At 68.3% G+C, this 19,074-nt stretch carries 22 protein-coding genes; 10 read left to right on the top strand and 12 right to left on the bottom strand.

Annotated elements, in window-relative coordinates; genetic code table 11:
* Window positions 1–4: 4 nt before the first annotated feature.
* Window positions 5–1,171, bottom strand: a complete 1,167-nt coding sequence (locus NMD1_RS06690) for an iron-containing alcohol dehydrogenase (protein WP_125954130.1) — start codon at window positions 1,169–1,171, stop codon at window positions 5–7.
* Window positions 1,172–1,290: 119 nt separating this feature from the next.
* Window positions 1,291–1,908: a TetR/AcrR family transcriptional regulator gene (locus NMD1_RS06685; protein ID WP_233497385.1), complete on the bottom strand. Its 618-nt coding sequence runs from the start codon at window positions 1,906–1,908 to the stop codon at window positions 1,291–1,293.
* A gap of 89 nt (window positions 1,909–1,997) precedes the next feature.
* On the opposite strand from NMD1_RS06685, the gene NMD1_RS06680 reads away from it, so the two are divergent.
* The 5 genes from NMD1_RS06680 to NMD1_RS06660 are packed head-to-tail and all read left to right on the top strand — an operon-like array spanning window position 1,998 to window position 7,012.
* Window positions 1,998–3,137, top strand: a complete 1,140-nt coding sequence (locus NMD1_RS06680; protein ID WP_125954177.1) for an acyl-CoA dehydrogenase family protein — start codon at window positions 1,998–2,000, stop codon at window positions 3,135–3,137.
* Window positions 3,138–3,170: 33 nt separating this feature from the next.
* Window positions 3,171–3,935 (top strand): SDR family NAD(P)-dependent oxidoreductase, encoded by a 765-nt coding sequence (locus NMD1_RS06675; protein WP_125954128.1) that lies wholly within the window; start codon window positions 3,171–3,173, stop codon window positions 3,933–3,935.
* Window positions 3,936–3,976: 41 nt separating this feature from the next.
* A complete protein-coding gene (locus NMD1_RS06670; RefSeq protein WP_125954127.1) occupies window positions 3,977–5,164 on the top strand; it encodes an acyl-CoA dehydrogenase family protein in 1,188 nt (395 codons plus the stop codon).
* Entirely contained in the window at window positions 5,154–6,230 is a 1,077-nt protein-coding gene (locus NMD1_RS06665; RefSeq protein WP_125954126.1) for a phosphotransferase, read from the top strand. Before NMD1_RS06670 ends, NMD1_RS06665 begins: the two co-directional genes overlap by 11 nt.
* Window positions 6,227–7,012, top strand: coding sequence for an enoyl-CoA hydratase/isomerase family protein (locus tag NMD1_RS06660; protein ID WP_125954125.1), 786 nt, complete (start codon window positions 6,227–6,229; stop codon window positions 7,010–7,012). Before NMD1_RS06665 ends, NMD1_RS06660 begins: the two co-directional genes overlap by 4 nt.
* A gap of 191 nt (window positions 7,013–7,203) precedes the next feature.
* Here NMD1_RS06660 and NMD1_RS06655 read toward each other — a convergent pair whose 3' ends face one another.
* Window positions 7,204–8,316, bottom strand: a complete 1,113-nt coding sequence (locus tag NMD1_RS06655) for an S-(hydroxymethyl)glutathione dehydrogenase/class III alcohol dehydrogenase (RefSeq protein WP_125954124.1) — start codon at window positions 8,314–8,316, stop codon at window positions 7,204–7,206.
* Window positions 8,317–8,419: 103 nt separating this feature from the next.
* Here NMD1_RS06655 and NMD1_RS06650 point away from each other — a divergent pair, with 103 nt between their 5' ends.
* A complete protein-coding gene (locus NMD1_RS06650; protein WP_125954123.1) occupies window positions 8,420–9,298 on the top strand; it encodes a LysR family transcriptional regulator in 879 nt (292 codons plus the stop codon).
* A 3-nt stretch (window positions 9,299–9,301) separates the two neighbouring features.
* On the opposite strand, the gene NMD1_RS06645 is transcribed toward NMD1_RS06650, so the two are convergent.
* From NMD1_RS06645 to hppD, 7 genes are all read right to left on the bottom strand, one after another.
* Entirely contained in the window at window positions 9,302–9,703 is a 402-nt protein-coding gene (locus NMD1_RS06645) for a cytochrome c (protein WP_199558074.1), read from the bottom strand.
* Window positions 9,700–10,944, bottom strand: a complete 1,245-nt coding sequence (locus NMD1_RS06640) for a molybdopterin-dependent oxidoreductase (protein ID WP_125954122.1) — start codon at window positions 10,942–10,944, stop codon at window positions 9,700–9,702. The genes NMD1_RS06645 and NMD1_RS06640 overlap by 4 nt, the downstream gene beginning before the upstream one ends.
* A gap of 39 nt (window positions 10,945–10,983) precedes the next feature.
* Entirely contained in the window at window positions 10,984–12,027 is a 1,044-nt protein-coding gene (locus NMD1_RS06635; protein ID WP_125954121.1) for a YeiH family protein, read from the bottom strand.
* A gap of 81 nt (window positions 12,028–12,108) precedes the next feature.
* Window positions 12,109–12,765 (bottom strand): maleylacetoacetate isomerase, encoded by a 657-nt coding sequence (gene maiA / locus NMD1_RS06630; protein ID WP_199558073.1) that lies wholly within the window; start codon window positions 12,763–12,765, stop codon window positions 12,109–12,111.
* Window positions 12,762–14,054, bottom strand: a complete 1,293-nt coding sequence (gene fahA, locus NMD1_RS06625; protein WP_125954120.1) for a fumarylacetoacetase — start codon at window positions 14,052–14,054, stop codon at window positions 12,762–12,764. The genes maiA and fahA overlap by 4 nt, the downstream gene beginning before the upstream one ends.
* A complete protein-coding gene (locus tag NMD1_RS06620; protein WP_125954119.1) occupies window positions 14,051–14,596 on the bottom strand; it encodes a VOC family protein in 546 nt (181 codons plus the stop codon). The genes fahA and NMD1_RS06620 overlap by 4 nt, the downstream gene beginning before the upstream one ends.
* Window positions 14,593–15,678: a 4-hydroxyphenylpyruvate dioxygenase gene (hppD, locus tag NMD1_RS06615; protein ID WP_124810600.1), complete on the bottom strand. Its 1,086-nt coding sequence runs from the start codon at window positions 15,676–15,678 to the stop codon at window positions 14,593–14,595. The genes NMD1_RS06620 and hppD overlap by 4 nt, the downstream gene beginning before the upstream one ends.
* Window positions 15,679–15,832: 154 nt before the next feature.
* Between hppD and NMD1_RS06610 the strand changes: the two genes are divergently transcribed.
* Entirely contained in the window at window positions 15,833–16,324 is a 492-nt protein-coding gene (locus tag NMD1_RS06610; RefSeq protein WP_158453919.1) for an Lrp/AsnC family transcriptional regulator, read from the top strand.
* On the opposite strand, the gene NMD1_RS06605 is transcribed toward NMD1_RS06610, so the two are convergent.
* Complete coding sequence (locus tag NMD1_RS06605) at window positions 16,302–17,027, bottom strand: 2OG-Fe dioxygenase family protein (protein ID WP_125954117.1); 726 nt, start codon at window positions 17,025–17,027, stop codon at window positions 16,302–16,304. The two genes, NMD1_RS06610 and NMD1_RS06605, sit on opposite strands and share 23 nt — an antisense overlap.
* Before the next feature lie 174 nt (window positions 17,028–17,201).
* Between NMD1_RS06605 and NMD1_RS06600 the strand changes: the two genes are divergently transcribed.
* Genes NMD1_RS06600 through arsC form a run of 3 tightly spaced genes read left to right on the top strand, consistent with a single transcriptional unit; the run spans window position 17,202 to window position 18,908 of the window.
* On the top strand, window positions 17,202–17,969 hold the full coding sequence (locus NMD1_RS06600; RefSeq protein ID WP_124810635.1) for a class II aldolase/adducin family protein: 768 nt from the start codon (window positions 17,202–17,204) through the stop codon (window positions 17,967–17,969).
* A gap of 32 nt (window positions 17,970–18,001) precedes the next feature.
* Complete coding sequence (locus tag NMD1_RS06595; protein WP_125954116.1) at window positions 18,002–18,511, top strand: (2Fe-2S)-binding protein; 510 nt, start codon at window positions 18,002–18,004, stop codon at window positions 18,509–18,511.
* A 55-nt stretch (window positions 18,512–18,566) separates the two neighbouring features.
* Window positions 18,567–18,908, top strand: a complete 342-nt coding sequence (arsC, locus tag NMD1_RS06590; protein ID WP_125954115.1) for an arsenate reductase (glutaredoxin) — start codon at window positions 18,567–18,569, stop codon at window positions 18,906–18,908.
* 18 nt (window positions 18,909–18,926) lie between these two features.
* On the opposite strand, the gene NMD1_RS21670 is transcribed toward arsC, so the two are convergent.
* Window positions 18,927–19,058, bottom strand: coding sequence for a hypothetical protein (locus NMD1_RS21670; RefSeq protein ID WP_255352090.1), 132 nt, complete (start codon window positions 19,056–19,058; stop codon window positions 18,927–18,929).
* Window positions 19,059–19,074 lie beyond the last annotated feature (16 nt).

The following is a 19,074-nucleotide window of genomic DNA, read 5'->3' as shown; positions in this document are numbered from 1 at the left end:
GCCGCTAACCGTCCCAGACGCGGGCGTAGAGTTCCGCCATCTCGGCCGCATCGGGCACGCGCGGGTTGTTGGCGGGCGATCCCGAGGCGATCGCCTGTTCGCACATCGTCGGGATCAGGCCCTGCCAGCGGGCGGCGTCGATGCCCCAGGCGGCTGGCCCCGGCACGCCGAGATCGCGGTTGAGCGCGCCCAGTTCCTCCAGCAGCCGCGCCACCGCGCCCTGATCGCCCTCGCGCGCGTCGGCCACGCCCATGGCGCGGGCGCATTCGGCATAGCGCGCCAGCGCGGCGGGGGCGGACCACGCCGTCACCGTGGGCAGCAGCATGGCGTTGGAAAGGCCGTGCGGCACATGGAAATGCGCGCCGATCGGCCGGCTCATGCCGTGTACGAGCGCGACCGAGGCGTTGGTGAAGGCGATGCCCGCCTGCGTCGCGCCCAGCATCAGCGCCTCGCGCGCTGCGCGGTCATCGGGATCGTCGCAGGCGCGGCGCAGGTTGGGCGCGATCGCGCGCATCGCCAGCAGCGCCATGCCATCGGTGAACGGGCTGGCGCGCTTCGAGACATAGGCCTCGATCGCGTGAGTCAGCGAATCGATCCCGGTATCGGCGGTCAGCCGGCGCGGCTTGGTGAAGGTCAGTTCGTAGTCAACCAGCGCCGCCACGGGCAGGTAGGCAAGGCCGGGGCACATCATCTTCTCGTCTGTGGCTTCGTCGGTGATGACGGTGACGCGCGTCGCTTCCGATCCGGTGCCGGCGGTGGTCGGGATGGCGATCACGGGCAGGCCGGGTTCGTCCTGCACGTGCGGCGCCTTGTAGTCGGCCATGGCTCCGCCGTGGCGCGCGAGCATGGCGATGGCCTTCGCGCTGTCGAGCGGGCTGCCCCCGCCGAAGCCGACCACGCAATCGTGATCGCCTTCGCGCAGGAAGGCGAGGCCGGCCTCGATCGAGGCGACGGTCGGATCGGGAACGGTCCCGTCGAAGACGCGGCTGGCGATGCCGGCAGCTTTCAGGCTGCCTTGCAGCGTTTCCACGCGGCCCTGTCCGACCAGGAAGGCATCCGTCACGATCAGTGGGCGGGACAGGCCCAGCGTGGCCAGCACATCGGGCAACTGGCGCGATGCGCCGCCGCCGATGCGCAGGATGCGGGGGAGCGCGATGCTGGCAATGCTCATAAAATCCTCTCCATGCCGGCGTTTTCATGGGCCGGGCTTTCGCCGGATCTAGCCTGTGGCGCGGGGCCGGCGCAATCACACTACGTATGCATGGAAAGCCGGAAGTCCCGTCGCGCGCTTCAGCGTGGCAGGTAGCCGCGCGCCAGGTTGGTGACGAGATACTCGGCAAGGTCCGCCGGCGCGTGCTCGCCATCGGGATCGTGCCAGCGCGCGGGCCAGTTGAGCGCGCCCGCGATGGTGAAGGCCAGCAGCTTGGGATCGGTCGGCGCCAGCGAGCCGTCGGCGATCGCCTCGCCGATCAGTTCGCGCAGGGCGTTGTCGATCCGGCGCTTGAGCGCGCGGAACTGCTGCTGGCTTTCACTCGCCAGCGCCTCGTCGCCGGTGCGGATCACGCAGCGGCCGAAATCGTCCATGTTGATCTGGGCATAGCGGCGCAGGAACCATGCCAGCCGGTCCGCGCCCGTGCCCGCTTCCTGGCGCGCCTCCGCCGCCGCCTCGATGATCTGGCCCAGCCCGCGCGATACGCATTCGAGCAGCACCTGATCCTTGTTGCCAAGGTAGTGGTAGATGGTCGGCTTGGAGATGCCGAGCCGCGCCGCCACGTCATCGAGCGAGGTCTGGTGGAAGCCCTTCTCGTTGAACATCCGCACCGCCGCGCGCAGCACCGCGTCGCGCTTGGCGGCGCGATCAGCCTGGCGCTGTTCAGGGGTCTGGAAAGGCGAGGAAATGGGGGTCAAGGCGGGGTCCGGTCTGTCGCCCCCCGTGTTGACAAAAAACCCACGGGAATGCAAGTTACTCATCAGTAGATAATCAACCGGTGAGTTTCATGATTCTGACGGAAACCCAGGCCGCCGTGCGCGACATGGTGCGTGATTTCGCGCAGGAGCAGATCCGGCCGAACGCGGCGGCCTATGAAGCGGCCGGCGGCTATCCGCCGGACCTGTTCGCCGCGCTGGCCGAGATGGGGCTGACCGGCATGACCGCGCCCGAAGAGATTGGCGGGGCCGGGCTCGATTACGTGTCCTATGCCGCCGCGCTGATCGAGATCGCGGCGGCCGATGGCGCGCTGTCGACGATCCTGTCGATCCAGAACAGCCTGATCGTGTCCGCGCTGCTGCGCTATGGCACGCCGGCGCAGCAGGCGCGTTTCCTGCCGGATCTGGTGGGCGGCAAGGCGATCGGCGCCTTCGCGCTGACCGAGGCGGATGCGGGTTCCGACGCATCGGCCATCCGCACCCGCGCCCGCAAGGTGGAGGGCGGCTATGTGCTGGACGGGGCGAAGCAGTTCATCTCTTCCGGCCGCATCGCCAGCCTGGCGATCGTGTTCGCGGTGACCGATCCCGATGCCGGCAAGCGCGGCCTCTCGGCCTTCCTCGTGCCGACCGACAGCGCCGGCTACGTGGTGGACAAGGTGGAGCACAAGCTGGGCCAGCGCGCGTCCGATACCTGCGCCATCCGTTTCGACAACCTGTTCGTGCCCGATGACCTGATGCTGGGCGAGGCCGGCACGGGCTATGCGATCGCGCTGTCCAACCTGGAAGCGGGCCGCATCGGCATCGCCGCGCAATGCATCGGCATGGCGCAGGCGGCGCTGGAGATCGCGGTGGACTATGCCAAGGAGCGCAAGAGCTTCGGCCAGCCGATCATCCAGCACCAGGCGGTGGGCTTCCGTCTCGCCGATCTGGCCGCCCGGCTGGAAGCGGCGCGCCAGCTCGTGCTCCATGCGGCGGCGGTCAAGGATGCCGGCAAGGATACCGGGCAATCCTGCCTCAAGGAAGCCTCGATGGCGAAGCTGGTGGCGTCGGAGACGGCCGAGGCGGTGGTGACCGGCGCACTGCAGACGCTGGGCGGCTATGGCTATCTTGAGGAATTCGGCATCGCGCGGATCTACCGCGATGTGCGTGTGTGCCAGATCTACGAAGGCACGTCCGATATCCAGCGCATGGTCATCGCCCGCGCGCTGTAAGTTCAACGGAATATCGCTGAAGGAGCGGGAAGCATGGAAATCAAGGGAGTGGCCGCCATCGTCACCGGCGGCGCATCGGGTCTGGGCGGCGCCACCGCGGCGCGGTTGGCGAAGGCTGGCGCGAAGGTTGCGATCTTCGATCTCAACGCCGACTTGGGCGCGAAGCACGCGGCCGAAATCGGCGCAACGTTCTTCCCCGTCAACGTGACCGACGAAGCGGCGGTCGAGAACGCGATCCTCGAAGCCGAGGCAGTCAACGGCAAGGCGCGCATCTGCGTCAACTGCGCCGGCATCGGCCCGCCCGCCAAGGTGATCGGCCGCGATGGCAAGGCGCTGCCGCTCGCCGATTTCGCGAAGATCATCCAGATCAACCTGATCGGCAGCTTCAACGTGCTGTCGAAGTTCGCCGCGCGCATCCACGATGCCGAAACGGTGGGGCCGGAAGAGCGCGGCGTGATCGTCAACACCGCCTCGGTCGCCGCGTTTGACGGGCAGATCGGGCAGGCCGCCTATTCCGCCTCCAAGGGCGGCATCGTCGGCATGACGCTGCCGATCGCGCGCGAACTCGCCCGCAGCGGCATCCGCGTGATGACGATCGCCCCGGGCATCTTCTGGACGCCGCTGCTGGCCTCGCTGCCGCAGGACGCGCAGGATTCGCTGGGCAAGCAGGTGCCGTTCCCGAACCGGCTTGGCCAGCCCGACGAATATGCGCAGATGGTCGAAAGCATCGTTACCAACCCGATGCTGAACGGCGAGACCATCCGCCTGGACGGCGCGATCCGCATGGCGCCACGCTAAGACCAAACACGGGTGAGTATGCAACAGGGGGTGAGGATACGATGACGATCAGCCGCGAAGCGCTCGACATGGCGGCGAAGGTGGAAGCCTTCGTCCGCGAAACCGTGGTTCCCTATGAACAGGACCCGCGCCGCGACCATCATGGCGCGCCGACCGACGAGCTGGTCATGGAACTGCGCGAGAAGGCGCGCGCGGCGGGCGTCCTCACCCCCCATATCCGCCCCGATGGCAGCCATTTCAACCAGCGCGAAACCGCCGTGATCCTGATCGCGTCGGGCCTTTCGCCGCTGGGGATGCTGGCCTGCAACACCCAGGCGCCCGACGAGGGGAACATGTACCTGCTGGGCCATGTCGGTAGCGCCGATCTCAAGGCGCGCTTCCTGGCGCCGCTGGTCGAAGGGCGCGTGCGTTCGGCCTTCTTCATGACCGAGCCGTCCGACGAAGGCGGCGCCGGGTCCGATCCCTCGATGATGCAGACCACGTGCCGGCGCGATGGCAACCACTGGGTGGTGAACGGGCGCAAGGCGTTCATCACCGGTGCCGAAGGCGCGAAAGTGGGCATCGTCATGGCGAAGTCGGTTGATCCGGATTCGCAGGGCGGCGCGTGCATGTTCCTGGTGGACCTGCCCGATCCCGCGATCCGCATCGATCACGTGCCCAACACCATCGACAGCTCGATGCCGGGCGGCCATGCCACGGTCACCATCGACAACTTGCGCATCCCCGCCGACCAGATGCTGGGCGATGCGGGCGAAGGCTTTAAGTATGCTCAGGTGCGGCTCAGCCCGGCGCGCCTGTCGCACTGCATGCGCTGGCTGGGCGGGTGCATCCGCGCCAACGAGATCGCGGTGGATTATGCCAACCGGCGCATGGCCTTCGGCAAGCAGCTGATCGATCACGAAGGCGTGGGCTTCATGCTGGCCGAGAACATGATCGATCTGAAGCAGGCCGAACTGATGATCGACTGGTGCGCCGCCGTGCTCGATACCGGCTCGCTCGGCACCGTCGAAAGCTCGATGGCCAAGGTGGCGGTGTCCGAGGCGCTGATGCGCATCGCTGATCGTTGCGTGCAGGTGATGGGCGGCACCGGCGTTACCGACAAGACCATCGTCGAGCAGATCTTCCGCGAAGTGCGCGCCTTCCGCATCTATGACGGCCCGACCGAGGTCCACAAGTGGAGCCTGGCCAAGAAGGTCAAGCGCGACTGGCGGCACAGCCATGGCGGCTGAAGGGGCGGTCGACAACGCCGGCGGGGCCAACGCCGGCGCGGGCGAGGTTCGCGTCGCGTTCGACGAAGCCGCGCTGGCGCGGTGGATGGCGGCGCATGTCGCGGGCTTCGCCGGGCCGCTGGAGGTGGCGCAGTTCAATGGCGGCCAGTCGAACCCCACCTATCGCCTGTCTACGCCGGGCGCGCGCTATGTGCTGCGCCGCAAGCCGCCGGGGCCGCTGCTGAAAGGCGCGCACGACGTGCTGCGCGAGGCGCGCGTGCTGACCGCTCTGGGGCCGACGCCGGTGCCGGTGCCGCCGGTGCTGGGCGTGTGCGAGGACGATGGCGCGATCGGCAGCGCGTTCTACGTCATGGCGATGGTCGATGGCCGCATCTTCTGGGATGCGCGTTTTCCCGACGTGCCGCAGGGCGAGCGCGCCGCCTACTACGATGCCATGAACGCCACGATCGCCGCGCTGCACGCGGTCGATCCCGCGGCGGTGGGCCTGGGCGACTTTGGCCGGCCCGGCAATTTCTTCGAACGGCAGATCGGGCGCTGGACGAAGCAGTATCTTGAGGACGAGCTGGCCGGCCGCAACGCGGACATGGACGCGCTGGTCGCCTGGCTGCCCGCGCACATTCCGCCGGGCGACGAAAGCCGTGTGACCCACGGCGATTTCCGCTGCGACAACATGATCTTCCATCCCACCGAACCGCGCGTGGTTGCGGTGCTCGACTGGGAGCTGTCGACGCTGGGCAATCCGCTGTCGGACTTCGCCTATCACGCCACGATGTACCGGATGCCGCCGGACATCGTCGCCGGGCTGGGCGGGGCCGATCCGGTGCCGCTGGGCCTGCCGACCGAGGCGGATTACATCGCCGCCTATTGCCACCGCACCGGGCGCGCGGGGATTCCGGACTGGGATTTCTATATCGCGTTCAATTTCTTCCGGCTGGCCGCGATCTTTCACGGCATCAAGGGCCGCGTGCTGCGCGGCACCGCCAACAGCGCCCACGCGCGGGAACGGGCGGAAGCCTTCCCCCGGCTGGCGGCGCTGGCGCGCGAAGCGATGGAGGCCTGCGCATGAACCCCGTCCTGCTCACCCGTGATGGCGGTGTCGCCACGATCACGCTCAACCGGCCCGATCAGGGCAACGCCATCGACATGGATCTGGCGCGCGCGCTGGATGCCGCGGCGCGCGACTGCGCGGGCGATCCGGCGGTGCGCTGCGTGGTGCTGGCGGGCAACGGCCGCCTGTTCTGCGCGGGCGGGGACATCGCCTCTTTCGCCGCCGCCGGCGATCGCGCGGGCGCTTTCCTGCACGAACTGGCGAGCGCGCTGCACGAGGCGGTGCTGGTGCTGGCGCGGATGGACAAGCCCCTGTTGACGCTGGTTCACGGCCCGGCGGCGGGCGCGGGCCTCAGCCTGGCGCTGCTGGGCGATGTGGTGCTGGCGGGCGAAGCCGCGCATTTCACCGCGGCCTATTCCGGCATCGGCCTGACCCCCGATGGGGGCATGAGCTGGCTGCTGCCGCGCGTGGCGGGCCTGCGCGTGGCGCAGGAGATGATTCTCACCAACCGCCGCGTCGGCGCGGAAGAGGCAGCGCGGCTGGGGTTGGTGACGCGTGTGGTGCCCGATGCCGATCTCGCAGCAGAAGGGCAGGCGATGGCGGTACGGCTGGCCGCTGCGCCGGTGCGGGCGCTGGGCGCCGCCCGCGCGCTGCTGCTGGACAGTTCGACGCGCGATCTTGCCGCGCATCTGGCGGTGGAGGCGGATTCGATCGCGGCGGCGGGCTCCGGCGCGGAAGGCCGGGAAGGCGTTGCGGCGTTCCTCGAACGCCGCAGGCCGGATTTCACGCGCGCTTCGTAGACGCGGATGGCCTTGCCTTGAAGCGTCATTGCGAGGGGCGCAGCCCCGCGGCAATCCAGGGCCGCACACGGGACTCTGGATTGCTTCGCGTGCCGCTCGCAATGACGAGAAGTGGGCACGATCAGGTCATCGTGCCCCAGGGCAAGGAACAGGCGCCTCTCCCGCTGGCGGGAGAAGCGCGATAGCGTGCTTCAGAACACCACGACCGAGCGGATCGACTTGCCCGCGTGCATCAGGTCGAACGCGGTGTTGATCTCTTCCAGGCCCATGACGTGCGTGATCATCGGGTCGATCTCGATCTTGCCGGTCATGTACATGTCGACGATCTTGGGCACGTCGGTACGGCCCTTGGCCCCGCCGAACGCGGTGCCGCGCCAGTTGCGGCCCGTCACCAGCTGGAACGGGCGGGTGCTGATTTCCTTGCCCGCCTCGGCCACGCCGATGATGATGCTGGTGCCCCAGCCGCGATGGCAGGCTTCGAGCGCGGTCCGCATCACCTCGGTGTTGCCGGTGGCGTCGAAGGTGTAGTCGGCGCCGCCGTCGGTCAGCTCGACCACCTTGGCGACGGTTTCCTCGCGGCTCAGGCCCTTGCTGTTGAGGAAGTCGGTCATGCCGAACTTGCGGCCCCATTCCTCGCGATCGGGGTTGATGTCGACGCCGATGATCTTGTTGGCCCCGGCAAGGCGCGCGCCCTGGATGACGTTGAGGCCGATGCCGCCGAGGCCGAAGACCACGACGTTGTCCCCCACCTGGACCTTGGCGGTGTTGACCACGGCGCCGACGCCGGTCGTCACGCCGCAGCCGATGTAGCAGGCGGACTGGAACGGCGCATCCTCGCGGATCTTCGCCACCGCGATCTCGGGCAGGACGGTGAAGTTCGAGAAGGTGCTGCAGCCCATGTAGTGGAAGATGGTCTGGCCCTTGTAGGAAAAGCGGCTGGTGCCGTCGGGCATCAGGCCCTGGCCCTGCGTGGCGCGGATCGCGGTGCACAGGTTGGTCTTGCCCGAAAGGCACGACTTACACTGGCGGCATTCGGGGGTGTAGAGCGGGATCACGTGATCGCCCGGCTTCACGCTGGTCACGCCGGGGCCGACCTCGCGCACGATGCCCGCGCCTTCGTGGCCCAGCACGCTGGGGAAGATGCCCTCGCTGTCGAACCCGTCGAGCGTATAGGCGTCGGTGTGGCACACGCCGGTCGCCATGATCTCGACCAGAACCTCGCCCGCCTTGGGGCCTTCGAGGTCCAGTTCCACAATCTCGAGCGGCTGCTTGGGCGCAAAGGCAACGGCGGCGCGGGTCTTCATGAGGGCATCCTCCAGGAAATGGGACGGCCGCCCTTAACATTGGACCAGCCGTGCGATAAATACGTGGTTCTGGTTTATTCTATTGCTAGCATGGGATAATCGATTGTCCAAGTGGGACGGCTTCGAAGAGATCGTCGCGATTGCCGATTCCGGCAGCTTCGTGGCGGCGGCCAGGCGCCTGGGGGCGTCCACCTCGCACGTCAGCCGGGCGGTGGCGCGGCTGGAGGCGAAAGTGGGCGCGCGCCTGTTCGACCGCACCACGCGCACCGTCACGCTGACGCCGGTGGGCCGCGCCTTCGTGGAGCAGGGCCGCCGGCTGGTCGAAGAACGCGACGAGGCGCTGCAATACCTGACCCGGCAGGGCGAGATGCAGGGCGAAATCCGCATCACCTGCTCGATCTCGATGGGCGAACGCTTCGTCGCGCCGGTGGTCACCGAGTTCCTGGAGCGCCATCCCGGCATCACCGCGACCGTGGAACTGACCAACCGTGTGGTCGATCTGATCGCGGAAGGCTTCGACATCGGCATCCGCACCGGCCATCCTGCGGATAACCGGCTGGCGGCGCGGCAGATCGCCAGCCGCTCGTCCGACCTCTGCACCGCGCCGGCCTATGTCGCGCGCAAGGGCGCGCCGGCGCGCTGGCAGGATCTCGAAGCGCACGACTGCCTGATCGGCACCAACGCCACCTGGCATTTCGTGGAAAACGGCCGGCGGCTGACGTTCGTGCCCACCGGCCGGCTGCATTGCAACAGCGGCGCGGCGGTGGTGGAGGCGGCGGTGGCGGGCATGGGCGTGTGCCAGCTGCCCGCGTTCTACGTCCGCGATCATATCGCCGCCGGGCGGCTGGTCACGCTGCTCGACCGCTATCGCGACGCGCCCGAGCCCGTCTGGGCGGTCTATCCGCAACGCCGCCAGCTGGTGCCCAAGGTCAAGGGCATGATCGACCTGCTGGAAGACCGGCTGGGGCGCGTCATTCCCTGATCGTCATTCCCTGACGGGTGCTGCTTTCGGGGAAAGGTGCGCCAGATAGGCGAGGATCGCGGGCACGTCCTCCTCCGGCACCGGCGCGTGATAGACGTCGCGCATCTTGTGGACCACGCCGGCCCAGGCTTCGGGCGAGAGCGCGGGTTGGGTCAGCGTCATGCTGGCCGAATGGCAGGCGGTGCAATCGGCGTTGATCGTGTCCGCTTTCGGCCCGCCATCCGGGCTGTCCGGGAAGAACGGCTCCTCCACCGGCAGTTCGATGGCGCTGGAAGTCAGCGTGAAGCCGTTGGCGGTGACGCGCGCGGGCGCCGGCTCCGGCTTGCGCGCGCCGGCGGCGGACACGGCGAGCGTGGCGGAGGCGAGCGCGGCGAGAAGTGCGAACGTGGGCAGGCAGCGCATCATGCGGTCACCATGATCGTGGTCGTTTCGACATTGGCGCGCATGAAGCCGCCGGGGTTCCAGATCGGCTGCAGCGGTTGTGTCTCGCCCTTGTCGCTGGTGCAGCGGGCCATGAGCGCGACCATGCCCGGCGCGCTGACCGGCACCCGCGCATCCCAGCGGCGGAAGCCGTACTTGCCCTTGTCCGGCCCCAATGTGGCGGGGAGCCAGGTCTTGCCCCCATCGGCCGAGACATCGACGCGGGCGACGCCGCAATCGCCGCCCATGGCGATGCCGCCCACCGCGATCGTCGGCGACCAGGGCACTCTCTGCCCTTCGGCCAGGCTGGTGATCCAGCTGCGCGCGACCATGCGGTTGATCGGCGTGGTCGGGAAGCCGGAACTGCCGGGGGCGACATTGGCGCCGGGCGTGTCCGGAATCTTGTAGGCCTTGGCCATCCAGTACCCGGTATCGGGCGTGGCCAGCACCTCGATGTCGTTGAGCATCTTGACCCAGTAGGTCGAATACCAGCCCGGCACCACCAGCCGCAGCGGGAAGCCGTTGAGCAGCGGCAACTGCTCCCCGTTCATGGCGAAGGCGATCATCACTTCTCCATCGCGCGCGTGGTCGAGGTCGAGCGATTTGGAGAAATCCGGGGCTTCGGGCACCAGCGGCTGGTCCATGGCGCCGAAGCGCACCGCCACCGCACCGGGGCGCACGCCCGCAAGATCGAGCACGTCGCGCAGGCGGACGCCGGTCCACAGCGCGTTGCCCATGGCCCCATGCGCCCATTGCGCGCCGGGCACGCGCGGCTGGAACAGCCCGCGCGAATTGCCCGAACACTGGTTGATCGCCGCGATCTCGAAGCGCGGCAGGCGCAGGATGTCCGCCAGCGTCAGTGAAAGCGGTTTCGCCACTTCCCCCCGCACGGCAAGGCGGAAGGCGTTGACGTCCACCGTCGTCGGAATGTCCGCCCAGTGCCAGCGCACGAAGAACCGGTCGTTGGGGGTGAAAACATCGCCATCGAATACCGAGAGCGGGGTTTCGAGCAGCGGCGGCCGCATCCGCTGCAGGATCATCGGCCCCTTGCCCGGGAACGCCGTGGTCATCGGCCGCGTGGACGGGCCGCCCGGCAGGTGGAGGTCGACCGTGCCGTCGGCCGCGAACGCCGGGGCGGCCAGCGCGCCCGCGCCCAGCGCCGCGCCGCCTTGCAGCAGCCGTCGCCGGCCGAGCCGCGTGGCCAGCATCGAATCGAACTGGTTCATCGTTTCTTCTCCTTCCGGCCCCCGTTCAGGTTTTCTGATTCAGGCCAGGCCGGTCAGCCGCAGCACCGCCAGCGCGGCCAGGCCGAGCAGCAGCAGCGACAGCGTAACCACCGTTACCACGCGCGGGCCGGCGGCGGTAACGCTCCGCAGGTCGACGCCAAGGCCCAGCGCCGCCATGGCGAGGATCGTCAGGAACACGCTGGCCTCGTGCGCCGGGGCGATCATCGCCACGGGGACGAGGCCCAGCGAACGGAGCGCCGCCAGCGCCAGGAACACAAGGATGAACGGCGGCAGGAAATGTAGCAAGCCATGGCGGAGCCCCGGAGTCCGGACCGCGGCGGCTTCCGCTTCTTCGGCCTGATGCGCCTTGAGCACCGACAGGCAGGCGACGACCGGTCCCAGCATCAGCACGCGCACCAGCTTGACCAGGGTGCCGGTCTGCACGGCGGAGGGGCCGAGCGGGCCTGCGGCGGCCAGCACCTGCGGCACGGCATAGACGGTCAGGCCGGCCAGCGTTCCCCCGGCGGCGGCGCTCAGGTGCAGCGCGTGTGCCACGATCGGCAGCGCGATCACCACGGCCACGCCCAGCACGGCGGTGAAGGCGATCGCCGTGGCCACGTCGTCGCTTTCGGCATCAATTACCGGCGCGACGGCGGCGATGGCGGAATTGCCGCAGATCGCGTTACCGCAGGCGACGAGCACCGCCATCTTGGGCGGCAGTCCGAACGCGCGGCCGAGCAGGAAGCTGGCAGCGATCGCGCCAAACACGATAGCGACGATACCGGCGAGCAACGGCAGCCCGGCGGCGGCGATCGTGGCGAAGCTGATCGTCACGCCCATCAGCGCCACCGCGCATTCGAGCAGGCCCTTGGCGGCCCACTGGATGCCGCATGCGAACCGCGCGGGCGGCGTCCACAGCGTGCGGACCGCGGTGCCGGCCAGAATCGCCAGGACCAGGGCTTCCACCCAGGCATGGCCGGCAACGCGGACTTCAAGCCGCTCAAGAGCGAGCGCGCCCAGCGCCACCGCCCCGCAGACCAGAAGGCCGGGCGCGTGGGTGCGAGCGGAAAGAAAAGCTGTCATGCACCGAAGATGGGCTTTTCAATCAAACAACTCCAACTGATTGAAATTGGAGATTCAATAGAACTTATCTATCAAACTTGCTCAATCCGCGTCGGGTTGCTGCGCAGGGTGGGCGCGTCGGAAAGGCTCCAGGGCCTCGCAACGCGCGGCAATCCGCGCGATGGCCGGCCAGGGCGCAAGGTCGATACCAAACCGTTGAGCGGAATAGACCTGCGGGATCAGGCAGCAATCGGCCATGGTCGCGGCATCGCCGAAGGCGAAATCGCCGCCGTGGCGCGCGATCAGAACTTCCAGCGCGTCGAAGCCCGTGCCGATCCAGCGCGCGATCCACGCCGAGACTTGCGCCTCGCTTGCCTGAAAGTCCCGCCGCAGCGCTTGCAGCACGCGCAGGTTGTTGAGCGGGTGGATGTCGCAGCAGACCAGCCCTGCCATCGCCCGCACCGTGGCGCGGCCCAGGGCATCGCGCGGCAGCAGCGGCGTGTGCGGATAGGCTTCGTCCAGCCATTCGAGAATGGCGAGCGACTGGGTGAGGACGGCGGCTTCGCCCTCCCTTTCGCCATCGAGCTCCAGCGCGGGCACCAGCCCTTGCGGGTTGAGCGCGAGGAACGCGGGCGCGCGTTGCGCGCCGGTGCGCAGGTCGTGCGTCACCTGTTCGTGGCCCACGCCTTTCAGCGCCAGCGCGATCCGCACGCGGTAGCTGGCGGTGGAGCGCCAGTAACCGTGGAGTTGCAGCGTCATCGCGCCGGCTGGACGGTGCCGGTGCAGGGACCGAAGCCGATCTTGCGGAACCCGTCGCGCACCGCCCGCGCGGACAGGGTGAGCTGGTCGCCGTCCTCGAGGAAGCAGCGCGTTTCGCCGCCCGGCAGCGTGACCGGTTCGCGCCCGCCGCCCGAAAGCTCCATCAGGCTGCCGAAGCTATCGCGCGCCGGGCCGGAAATCGTGCCGGTGCCCAGCAGGTCGCCGGCATGGAGATCGCAGCCGTTGGAGGTATGGTGCGTCACCATCTGCGCCACGGTCCAGTACATGTTCGTCGCAGGGCCGTGGCTCAGGCGGAGCGGCGACAGGCCGGCATCGCGCATCGCCGCGCTGGCGAGCGTGACTTCGAGGTCCAGTGCGAGCGCGCCGGCTTCGGCGTCCGCGGCATCGACCAGGTAGGGCAGCGGCTGCGGATCACCTTCCGGCCGGGGTTGCTGGGCCACGCGGAACGGGGCCAGCGCCTCGGCCGTCACCACCCACGGAGATACCGTGGTGAGGAAGTTCTTGGCGAGGAACGGTCCGAGCGGCTGGTACTCCCACGCCTGGATGTCGCGCGCCGACCAGTCGTTGAGCAGGGTCAGCCCGCCGATCCGGCTCCAAGCATCTGCGATGGGCACCGGTTCGCCCAGCGCGTTGTCGCCCGCGATCCACACGCCCAGCTCCAGCTCGTAGTCGAGCCGCTGCGATGGCGCGAACACCGGCGCTTCGGCATCGGGCGCCTTGAGCTGGCCCTTGGGGCGCAGCAGCGTGGTGCCCGAGACCCGCACGGACGAGGCACGGCCGTGATAGCCGATCGGCACGTGGCGATAGTTGGGCAGCAGCGGATTGTCGGGCCGGAACAGTTTGCCGATGTTGGTGGCGTGATGAATGCCGACGTAGAAATCGGTGTAGTCGCCGATGTGGAACGGCAGGTGCAACGCGCAGTCTTCCGCGCGGTGCAGCAGTGGGTCCAGCCGCACGCGGAACCGGTCGGAAGTCAGGCACGCGAACAACGCGTGGCGCAGCGCCAGCCGGTCGTCGGCGGGCAGGGCGAACAGCGCGTTGAGCGTGGCCTGCCCCAATGCCGGCACTACGGCCGGCGGCAGCAGGCCCTGTTCCGCCATGGCAGCAAGGTCCAGCACGCAATCGCCGATGGCGGTGCCGGCACGCGCGGGGCCGCCGCCGGTCGAGAAGATGCCCAGCGGCAGGTTCTGGACCGGGAATTCGGCATGGTCGTCCGCCCCCGGCACCCAGCTCGATGCCTGCGGATTGTGCGTGTGGTCGATGCTCATGCGTCCTTCGGCTCCGCATGCAGCCAGGCGGCATGGCGCGGGGCGCGCTTCGTCCGGCTCCATTCCTCGAGCATGACCGGGGCCAGCGTCTTCAGTTCGGCGTACTGTTCGGGCGTGCCGATGTTGCACGCCAGTTCCAGCCGGTGCCCGTTGGGATCGAAGAAATAGATCGACTTGAAGATGCCGTGCCAGGTCGGCCCCAGCACGTCGATGCCCTGCGCCTCGATATGCACCTTGGCTGCCAGCAGCGCGGCTTCGTCCTCCACCTCGAAGGCCAGGTGCTGCACCCAGGCCGGCGTGTGGGGATCGCGGCCCATCGCGGGCTGTTCGGGCAGTTCGAAGAAGGCCACCACGTTGCCGCCGCCGCAATCGAGGAACACGTGCATGTAGGGATCGTAGGCCCCGGTCGATGGCACATGGTCTTCCGCGAAGGCGGTGGTGTAGGTCATGCCGAGCACGCGCTCGTACCATTCCACGGTCGCCTTGGCATCGTTGCAGCGGTAGGCGACGTGGTGGATGCGGCTGAGGCGCGGCGCGGTCATTGCGCCGGCTCCGCCTGCAGCGCGCCCCGGCGCATCTGGTCGCGTTCCATCGATTCGAACAGCGCGGTGAAGTTGCCTTCGCCAAAGCCTTCGTCGCGCTTGCGCTGGATGAATTCGAAGAACACCGGGCCGATCATCGTTTCCGAGAATATCTGCAGCAGCAGGCGCGGATCGCCGTTGACGGTCGACCCGTCGAGCAGGATGCCGCGTGCCTGGAGCTGGTCCACCGGCTCGCCATGGCCGGGCAGGCGCTCGGCCAGCATCTCGTAGTAGGTGGCGGGCGGGGCGGTCATGAACGGGGTGCCGCTGGCCTTGAGCCTGTCCCACGTCGCCAGCAGATCGTCGCAGGCAAAGGCGATGTGCTGGATGCCCTCGCCGTTGTAGGCGCGCAGGAATTCCTCGATCTGGCCGCCGCCGGCCTTCCCTTCCTCGTTCAGCGGGATGCGGATCTTGCCGTCGGGCGCGGTCATCGCCTTGCTGGTGAGGCCGGTATATTCGCCCTTGATGTCGAAATAGCGGATCTCGCGGAAACCGGCGATGCGCTCGTAGAACGCTGCCCAGTGCGCCATGCGCCCGCCATAGACGTTGTGCGTCAGGTGATCGATCAGCTTCAGGCCCGCGCCGGCCGGATGGCGATCCACGCCCTCCTCGTAGACGAAGTCGATGTCGTAGATCGACAGGGCATCGCCATAGCGGTCGATCAGGTAGACGATCGAGCCGCCGATGCCGCGGAACGCCGGCAGGCGCAGTTCCATCGGGCCGGTGCGCACCTCGACCGGTTCCGCGCCGCGTTCGAGCGCCTCGGCATAGGCTTTCGCCGCATCGCGCACGCGCCAGCCCATGCCGCAGGCCGAAGGGCCGTGTTCGGCGGCGAAATAGGCGGCGGGGCTGCGCGGTTCGTAATTGGCGATCAGGTTGATATCGCCCTGCCGCCACAGTTGCACGTCCTTGGACCGGTGCCGCGCGACTCGGATGAAGCCCATCGCGGCGAAAACGGGTTCCAGCACGCCCTTTTCGGGCGCGGAAAATTCGATGAACTCGAAACCGTCGAGGCCCAGCGGGTTTTCGAACAGGTCAGCCATGGCTCTCCCCAGCATGCATTGAGAATGTGGCGCACAGTCTAGCGCTGATCGTGCTCAAAGGGCGTGCATTCTTGCGCGATTTCAGGAGTGAAATGCACACATGATGCGTTATAGGGCGATTTGAGGCACCGTCCGTGCCAGCAGGAACTTGCCCGTGCTCGACCGTTTCGATCTCAAGATTCTCGCGATCCTCCAGCAGAAGGGCGATATCGGCCCGGTGGAGATGAGCCAGGTCGTCCATCTCTCCGCGTCGCAATGCTCGCGCCGGATGCAGCAGCTGCGCAAGGCGGGCTATATTCGCGGGGTCCATGCCGCGCTCGATGCCGGGCGGCTGGGGGTGGGCATTTCCGCCTATATCCTGCTCACCATGAACAGCCACGGGATCGCGGCGGCGGAGGCGTTCCGCGCGCGGGTGCTGGAGCTGGACGAAGTGCTGGAATGCCAGAAGCTGACCGGCGAGGCCGACATGATCCTGAAGGTCGCCACGCGCGATCTCGCCTCGTTCAACCATTTGCTGACGCGGCAGATTCTCGGGTCTCCCGAAGTGGCGACCGCGCGTTCCAGCATCATCCTGGAGGACGTGAAAAGCACCACCGCGCTGCCGCTGGGCTTTGCCGGCGCGGTCAATCCCGCCGACGGAACGTGACCACCAGCACGTCGCGCCAGCCCGGCCGGGCGGGGTCTTCGGGCCGCACCGGCGAAACCTCGTGCATCACGCGCCGGTCGTCGAGCAGGTAGAGATCACCGGGTACGGTAAGCGTGGTCCGGTCCAGCGTCCTGCCCGCCGGATCGGTGATGCGGGTGACGCCGCCGATCACATTGTGCCGCGCCACCAGTTGCACCAGCACCCGGTCCACGCCGTCGCGGTGCAGCCCCTCGGGCGTAGGCAGGCCGGCGTTCTCGCTTCCCGCCAGGATGCGGAACTGGTGCGCCTCGACATGCCAGCGCGCGCCCGGCGCGGACCGCGCGAACAGCGCCTCGGCATCGCGCAGCAGGCCCAGCAGGCACGGGTGCGTGGTGGCTTCCGGGGCGAAGGGCACGAAATGGCGGGCGATTCCGCCGTTGAGCGGGTTGTACGACAGGCTCTGGTAATGCGGTTCGGCGGGGCGGGGCGCGATTTCGCCACCTTCCAGAGCGAAGGTCGCATAGCGCCGCCGGCGGTAGCGGCCGCCATCGGCCATGAAGGTATCGAGCGGCAGGTCGTTCCAGAAGTCCGCGAAATCGGGCGGTAACGGCGCCCCGCGCGCGATCGCATAGCCCTTGTGCGCCAGCGCGCGCGCCAGCGGTAGCAGGCCATTGGTTTCCGGCCGTTCGTCGGCGAGCGTGCAGACTGGCGATGTCGCGTCCATGGCCCTTCCTTGGGTACGGCCGCGATATGGGAACCCTTGGGCAGGATGCCTACCCCGCCGGCGGCCGGCTCCGCGCCCTAGCGCGCCACCAAGGCGGGAATGAGGCCGCGCGATTGCCCGCCTCCGAATCGTGCGATAAGGTTGCGACAAGAAACCGATCGGAGAGCGATGACCATGGCCACGCAGATGCGCCCGAATATCGAATGCAGCGATGCCGAATGGCAGGCCCGGCAGGAGCTGGCGGCGTGCTACCGTATCTTCGATCTGCTCGGCTGGTCGGAATCGGTCTACAATCACATTTCGGTGCGCGTGCCGGGGGAGGACAACGCTTTCCTGATTAACCCCTTCGGCCTGCTCTATTCGGAAGTCTGCGCGTCCAACCTCGTCAAGATCGACATCGACGGCAACAAGCTGGACGGCAGCCCGCACGCGGTGAACAAGGCGGGCTTCACCCAGCACGGCTATTTTCATCGGCATCTGAACTGGGCGCACGCCATCTGCCACGTCCACACCACGGCGACGATGGCGGTGTGCAGCCTTGAGGAAGGGCTGATGCCGATCAACTTCTACGCCTGCAACTTCGCCGGCCGGCTCGCCTACCACGATTTCGAAGGCATCACCGTGCGCGCCGAAGAGGGCGAGCGTCTGCTGGCGAACCTGGCCGACAAGAACATCCTGATGCTGCGCAACCACGGGCCGGTGGTGCTGGCGCCCACGCTCCAGGCGATGTTCATCCAGCAATGGAGCCTCCAGCGCGCCTGCGAAATCCAGATGGCCACGCTGTCGATGGGGCGCAAGCCGATCCTGGTGCCCGACGATGTCATCGCCGTCCACCAGCGCGACTTGCGCGAGGCGACGCCGCCGGGCGGCGGGGCCGGCGTGGGTGATTTCAACGCCTGGGTGCGGCGGATCGACAAGATCGACCGGTCCTGGCGGGATTGAAGCGCGGCGGAAAGGTGGGCTAGGGCACGCGCATGGCCCGTCTGACCGTCAACAACCAGCCGATGGAATTCCGGCTGGAACCGGATACCCCGCTGCTGTGGGCGCTGCGCGACGCGGCGAACCTGACCGGCACCAAATACGGCTGCGGCACCGGCGAATGCGGCGCCTGCATGGTGATCGTCGATGGGCAGGCGATGCCCTCGTGCACGCTGTCGCTGGGGGAGGCGGAGGGCCGCAGCGTGACGACGATCGAGGGGCTGGCCCCCGATCGCAACCATCCCGTGCAGCAGGCGCTGGTGGCCGAACAGGCGATCCAGTGCGGGTTCTGCACGCCCGGCCTGGTCATGGCCGCCGCCGCCCTGCTGGCGCACAACGGCGATCCGACCGAGCAGGACATCGCCGCCGCGATCACCAATATCTGCCGTTGCGGCGTCTATCCGCGTCTGGTTCGCGCGATCCAGCGCGCCGGCCGCGCCCTGCGGCATGCCGAAACGCTGCCGCCGCTGCCCGTGCCGGCGACCGCCACCGCGCCGGGGCTTTGATCTTCCCCTCGGGCGTCGCCTGCGCTAGCGGAACGGCATCACAGGAGACCCGGCGATGAAGGCGACGATCTGGCACAATCCCAACTGCGGCACATCGCGCAACACGCTGGCGCTGTTGCAGGAAGCGGGCGCGGACGTGACCGTGGTCGAATACCTCAAGACGCCGCCGAGCGCCGAAAAGCTGGCGCAGCTCTATCGCGATGCCGGAATCACGCCGCAGCAGGGCCTGCGCCTGAGGGGCACCGATGCCGAGGAACGCGGCCTGCCCGCAGCCGATGACGCCACCGTGCTCGCGGCGATGGCGGCGGACCCGAAGCTGATCGAACGGCCGCTGGTGGAAACCGACAAGGGCGTGCGGCTGTGCCGGCCCAAGGAAAAGGTTCAGGAAATCCTCTGAGTCGCCTCGGAACGCGCGTCAGAAGGGCAGGGCGCGTCCGGCGAGAATCAGCGCCAGCGCGCAGCCGAGCACGATCACCGCGCGCAGCCCTTCGGCAAGCGGGGCGGCCGTGATCGAGGCAGCCTTGATCGAGGAAATCGCGCGGGACATCGCCCGTTCATGCTGC

The sequence above is a fragment of the Novosphingobium sp. MD-1 genome, assembly GCF_001014975.1.
In the GTDB taxonomy this organism is placed as follows: domain Bacteria; phylum Pseudomonadota; class Alphaproteobacteria; order Sphingomonadales; family Sphingomonadaceae; genus Novosphingobium.
This window is presented reverse-complemented; position numbering and strand designations above follow the sequence as displayed.